Annotated in this window: 5 protein-coding genes; 4 read left to right on the plus strand and 1 reads right to left on the minus strand. The window is 68.1% G+C overall.

Annotated elements, in window-relative coordinates; translation table 11 throughout:
• Window positions 1–6: 6 nt before the first annotated feature.
• On the plus strand, window positions 7–714 hold the full coding sequence (locus QK444_RS31755; RefSeq protein ID WP_282785765.1) for a DJ-1/PfpI family protein: 708 nt from the start codon (window positions 7–9) through the stop codon (window positions 712–714).
• A gap of 21 nt (window positions 715–735) precedes the next feature.
• On the opposite strand, the gene QK444_RS31760 is transcribed toward QK444_RS31755, so the two are convergent.
• The gene (locus QK444_RS31760) at window positions 736–1,251 is read right to left on the minus strand and encodes a nuclear transport factor 2 family protein (protein ID WP_282785762.1); all 516 of its coding nucleotides are present in this window, start codon (window positions 1,249–1,251) and stop codon (window positions 736–738) included.
• Window positions 1,252–1,464: 213 nt separating this feature from the next.
• On the opposite strand from QK444_RS31760, the gene QK444_RS31765 reads away from it, so the two are divergent.
• From QK444_RS31765 to nrdF, 3 genes are all read left to right on the plus strand, one after another.
• Window positions 1,465–1,908 (plus strand): MarR family transcriptional regulator, encoded by a 444-nt coding sequence (locus QK444_RS31765; protein ID WP_195147209.1) that lies wholly within the window; start codon window positions 1,465–1,467, stop codon window positions 1,906–1,908.
• Window positions 1,909–2,493: 585 nt separating this feature from the next.
• Window positions 2,494–4,344 (plus strand): magnesium transporter, encoded by a 1,851-nt coding sequence (mgtE, locus tag QK444_RS31770; RefSeq protein WP_282785763.1) that lies wholly within the window; start codon window positions 2,494–2,496, stop codon window positions 4,342–4,344.
• Between the two features lie 290 nt (window positions 4,345–4,634).
• Window positions 4,635–5,546: class 1b ribonucleoside-diphosphate reductase subunit beta (gene nrdF / locus QK444_RS31775; RefSeq protein ID WP_282785764.1), on the plus strand; the 912-nt coding region annotated here is incomplete at its 3' end.

A 5,546-nucleotide genomic window follows, 5' to 3' on the forward strand; every position in this document is an offset into this window, starting at 1 on the left:
GACACCATCTCTGCCGTGACCGATGGAACGCGGCGAATTGGGATTCTGCTGTTCAACGGTGTCGAGGAGCTGGATTTCGCGGGGCCCTGGGAGGTCCTCGCCTTCTGGACCACGATGTGTCCGGAGGACGGCTGGGAGGTGTTCACCTTCTCGCGGCACGGGGAGAGCGTGGAATGCGCCAAGGGGCTGAAGGTGATTCCGGACTACGCCCTGGACGACGCGCCGCCCATGGACGCCGTGGTGTTCCCCGGGGGCAAGGGCACCCGGTGGATGCTGCGCGACGACGCCGTACTGGCCTGCGTGCGGCGGTTCCGGGAGAAGATTCCGCTCATCACCAGCGTGTGCACCGGATCGCTGGTGCTGGCCGCCGCCGGACTGCTGCACGGGCGACCGGCGACCACGCACTGGCTGTCGCTCGACGTGCTGGCGCAGCTGGACCCGACCATCGACGTGCGGCGCGATGAACGGTTCGTCGACGACGGCGACATCATCACCGCCGCCGGTGTGTCCGCGGGGATCGACATGGCCCTCTACCTGGTGCAGCGGCTCGTGGGCAAGGACCGCGCCCAGTGGGTGCGCCGCGGCATCCAGTACGACCCCCAACCGCCGACCGGCACCGACTGGCCGGACGGCGCGGAATGGGAGATCGGGTCGGTCGATCCGACCGCCGAATCCCGCGCCGACACCGGCCAACTCGCCCGTCTGGTCCGCTGAGCATCCGGGCCGACAGCGACGTCAGGCGGCGGTCTCGTGTTCGATGCGCCAGACCTGGCGGACCGTGAGGGCGTCGAAACGCCAGCCGTCCTCGGTGCGGACCGCGCCGAAACGGTAGACGCCGCCGATGCGGCGGACCGGTTCCGGATCGTCGGCCCGGCCGAAATAGCCGACCAGATTGGCACGCACCTCGGCGCGGTCGCCGTTCACATCCACCAGAACACCGCTGACGATGTGCTGAAGATTCGGGAAATCGGTGTGATTGCGCGTGGCCTGCGCTATCACCTTGTCGCGGCCGACGGCGGTGCCGCCCGGAGTGGTGGCCGTGGCCTCGGGTGTGAACAGCTGGGGGAGGGCCTGGAAGTCGTGCTCGTCCAGGGCCACGCCGAGGCGGGTGACCAGCCGGCTGATCTCGGCCTCGTCGTCACGGACCGAATCCATCAGGGCCGTGTTGCCGCCCGCCGTGCACGCGGTAGCGGCCGCCGCGAGCAGCGCGAACGTTCCGGTCAGCGCGGCGCGCCGAATCGCCCCGGACAACCTGCGCGCCGGTCGAGGGCCGGCGTGGGGCACTGCGACGGTCGCGTGGCGATGAACGGTGTCATGGGTCGATGTCGCATCGGAGTGGAAGGGGCGGTTCGTGTGCATGGCGAATCCTCGTGTCGGGCAATCCTGTCAGGGATTAATGTTGGTGATGCCAACGAATATATGTTGGCTCGACCAACAATGCAAGCCCTGGTCTAGGCTGAAATCGTGGATCCCCGCACCGCGCCGCGCCGACTGCGCTCGCTGCCGACCTGGCTGCTCGCACAGAGCGCAGCTCAGGGGCACCGGATCGTCGGCGAACGACTGAGCTCCGCCGATATCGCACACCGCTACCACTTCTCGCTGCTGGCGGCGCTCGACGAATCCGGGCCGACCAGTCAGGCCGATCTGGGTCGTCGCATCGGGCTCGACCGCAGTGACGTCACCGCCGCCATCACCGATCTGGAGCGCGGCGGCTACATCGAACGCGCCCCCGACCCCCGCGACCGCCGCCGAAACCTGGTGCACCTCACCGACTCCGGCCGCCGCCACCTCGACACACTCGACACCCTCATCCGCACCGCCCAAGCCGAACTCCTGACCCCCCTCACCGGCGAAGAGCAACGCCACCTCATCCGCCTGCTCCGCGCCATCGTCGACCACCACACCTGACCGCGACGGGGAACTGGTGGCGGCGGGTCCTCGCGCGATGCTGCCACGAATTCCCCTGATCGATCGTCCAGCGGCTAGGTTGCGCCCGCCCCACCGCCGACAGCGTGGAGTCCGCATCCCTTGTCCCGGAACCGAATTCCTCGTCCCCCGCCGCCTGCGCCACCCGCGCCGTCGCATTCCCGACGCTCCCGCCGTGCCGCACCATGGTGAGTGATTCCAACCGCACCCCTCCACCCCAGCGCATCACTGTGCCCGCCGCGCGCACCGAGGGTGGCCGCTGTGGTGGCGTGTCGCTGCCCACATGTGGCCGGTGGATTCGGCGGGTTTGGCCGTTGGTTGTATCCTGCACGAGGATGATTTTTGCGCTCGCAATTTGGCGAGTGATCCCTGACGGTGCACGGCGATGATGGAGGAGGTGGGTTGCATGCGCAGCGAACCCCCCAGTCGAAGGCCGCGCGGCGCCGTCCCCTCGTTCCGCGGATAGGGCAGTAGGACTGCCGCGGCCGGGTCGGTGCCTCGCGGTGTGAAACCAGGTGTTTGCCCTCGTTCACCCCCTTTACTCGCCTGCACGGCCGAGGTTCCGTCATGACGCAGACAGATCTGCACGTCGCTCCGTCGACGTTGCCCGCATTCACCCCGCTGACCGACCGCGAGGCGGTGACGCCCCCGTGCGCGTCGGCGCTGCCCAACCGCGACGCGGTGTCGACCCACCGCGATCCGGCGCGGCTCGGCCATGAGGCCGCGCTGCCCGATCGCGACGGTGCGCTGCCTGACCGCGACGGTGCGCTGCCTGACCGCGACGGTGCGCTGCCCGATCGCGACGGTGCGCTGCCCGATCGCGACGGTGCGCTGCCTGACCGCGACGGTGCGCTGTCCGATCGCGACGGCGCGCTGCCCAACCGTGCGGCCGCGATGTCCGATCGTAGCGGTGACCTGCCCGAGCGAGGTGGCGCGGAGTCCGGCCACGCACATGCGCGGGACGAGGCGGCGGGCGCGCCGCCCGAGCGTCAGGGCACTCTCCGCGATCGCGCAGCGGGGTCCGAATGCGTTGCTGCGCACGATATTCCGGCGCAGCCGCCGGTCTCCGCACGCGATGACGACCGCGCGCCCTATGTCCCGCTGCGCGATATCGTCGACCCGCATCACGTCGGTCCCACCCTGGAATGGCTGGACGATCACGCCCCGCACGTGATCGCCGACGAACTCGCCCGCATGGACGCCGTGACCGCCGGGGTGGTGTTCCGGCTGCTCGACAAGGACCGTGCCCTCGATGTCTTCGAGGAGCTGGAACCCGTTGACCAGCAGCAGATTCTGAGCGGGCTGCGGGACGAGCGCTTCCGGGAGCTGGTCGAGGAGATGGATCCCGACGACCGCGCCCGCATGCTGCGCGAGGCTCCGGCCAAGGTCGCCAAGAAGGTGCTGGCCGGACTCAGCCCGCGCGAACGGCGCATGACCGCGCAGCTGCTCGGCTACCCGGAGGGTTCCGTCGGGTACTACATGACGCCGGAGGTCGTTGCGCTGCCGCGCAATCTGCCGGTCGTGCAGGCATTGCAGTGGGTGCGCACCAAGGGCGGCAACGCCGAGACCGTCTACACCCTCCCGGTGGTGGACGGCGGCCGCCGCATCATCGGCGTGGTGGAACTGCGCGATCTGGTGCTCTCCTCCCCGGACGCCATGATCGCCGATCTGGTGGCGGCCGAACCGGTGTTCGTGCGCGCCACCGATTCGGCGGAGAAGGCCGCCCGGCTCATGCAGGGGGCCAACCTGATCAACCTGCCGGTGGTGGACAGCGAGGACCGCCTCGTCGGCCTGCTCACCATCGACGACGCCATCGAGGTCATCGAGGCCGCCGACTCCGAGGATGTGGCCCGTCAGGCCGGTGCCGCGCCGTGGGAGGGGCACTACATGGCGGCGGGTGTCTTCCAGCTGGCGCGCTACCGCGCCATGTGGTTGACGCTGCTGCTGGTGGCGGCCACCCTGACGGTCTCGGTCACCGACCTGTTCGAGGGCACCCTCGAACAGGCCGCGCATCTGGCCCTGTTCATTCCGCTGATCATCGGCGCGGGCGGCAATGCCGGCGCGCAGGCCGCCACCTCCTGTGTGCGCGCCGTGGCGGTGGGCGAGGTGCGCGGCTCGGATCTGTTCCGGGTGGTGTGGCGCGAATGCCGGGTGGGCCTGCTGCTGGGCACCATGCTGGCGTTGATCGGTGTGGTGATCGGCGGATTGTTCGTCGGCATGGAAATCGCCGCGGTGGTGGGGATTACGCTGGTGCTCATCTGCGCGTGGGCGGCCACCATCGGCGGCACCATGCCGCTGCTGGCCAAGAAGCTGCGCATCGATCCGGCGGTGATCTCGGCCCCCATGGTCACCACCCTGGTCGACGCCACCGGGCTGATCATCTACTTCACGACCGCCAAGCTGGTGCTGGGTATCTGAGTGTCGTGGGCATCTGAGCGTCGGCACTCGATCGGCAAACCTTCGGGCGGTCCCCGCCGATAGCCGCCCGAAGGTGCTGTGACAGAGTGCACGGCGGCGCGTCCGCGCCGCGCGGGGTGTCTCCGCCCACCTTTTCGCTGGCCGCTCGGCCATCGCCCCAGGACACCGAACGACACAACACCTTGTGTTGTAAAACTTTGTCCGCCACTAGTAGTAGTGTCCAGGGCAAGAGAATCCGGTGAGCTGGGAAGGGTGAGTGAACGGGCGTGACCTCTGAGACGCATACGACGATGCGTGTGACCAAAGTGATCGATCGGGTGTCGGCGATCAACTGGAACCGCGTACCCGACGAAAAGGACGCGGAGGTCTGGGACCGGCTGACGGGCAACTTCTGGCTGCCCGAGAAGGTACCCGTCTCCAATGACATTCCGTCGTGGAACACGCTGACCCCCCACGAGAAGCAGCTGACCATGCGGGTCTTCACCGGCCTCACCCTGCTCGACACCATCCAGGGCACGGTCGGCGCGGTGAGCCTCATCCCGGACGCGCTCACCCCGCACGAGGAGGCGGTGCTCACCAATATCGCCTTCATGGAGTCGGTGCACGCCAAGAGCTACAGCTCCATCTTCTCCACGCTGTGCTCCACCCGCGAGATCGACGACGCCTTCCGCTGGTCGGAGGAGAACCCCAATCTCCAGCGCAAGGCGCAGATCGTCATGGACTACTACCAGGGCGACGATCCGCTCAAGCGCAAGGTGGCCTCCACCCTGCTGGAGAGCTTCCTGTTCTACTCCGGCTTCTACCTGCCCATGTACTGGTCCTCGCGGGCCAAGCTCACCAACACCGCGGACCTGATCCGCCTCATCATCCGCGACGAGGCCGTCCACGGGTACTACATCGGCTACAAGTACCAGAAGGGGCTGGAGCAGGTCTCCCAGGCCGAGCAGGACGAGCTCAAGTCCTACACCTTCGAGCTGCTGTTCGAGTTGTACGAGAACGAGGTCGAGTACACCCAGGACCTCTACGACGAGGTCGGCCTGACCGAGGACGTCAAGAAGTTCCTGCGCTACAACGCCAACAAGGCGCTGATGAACCTCGGCTACGAGGGTCTGTTCCCCAAGGACGAGTGCGATGTGAACCCGGCGATCCTGTCGGCGCTGTCGCCCAATGCCGACGAGAACCACGACTTCTTCTCGGGCTCG

The sequence above is a fragment of the Nocardia sp. CC201C genome (genome assembly GCF_030010695.1).
GTDB classification, from domain to species: domain Bacteria; phylum Actinomycetota; class Actinomycetes; order Mycobacteriales; family Mycobacteriaceae; genus Nocardia; species Nocardia otitidiscaviarum.

Excerpts from the sequence above, each read along its gene's own strand:
- mgtE (WP_282785763.1), top strand. The coding sequence starts at position 2,494 with ATGACGCAGACAGATCTGCACGTCGCTCCGTCGACGTTGCCCGCATTC.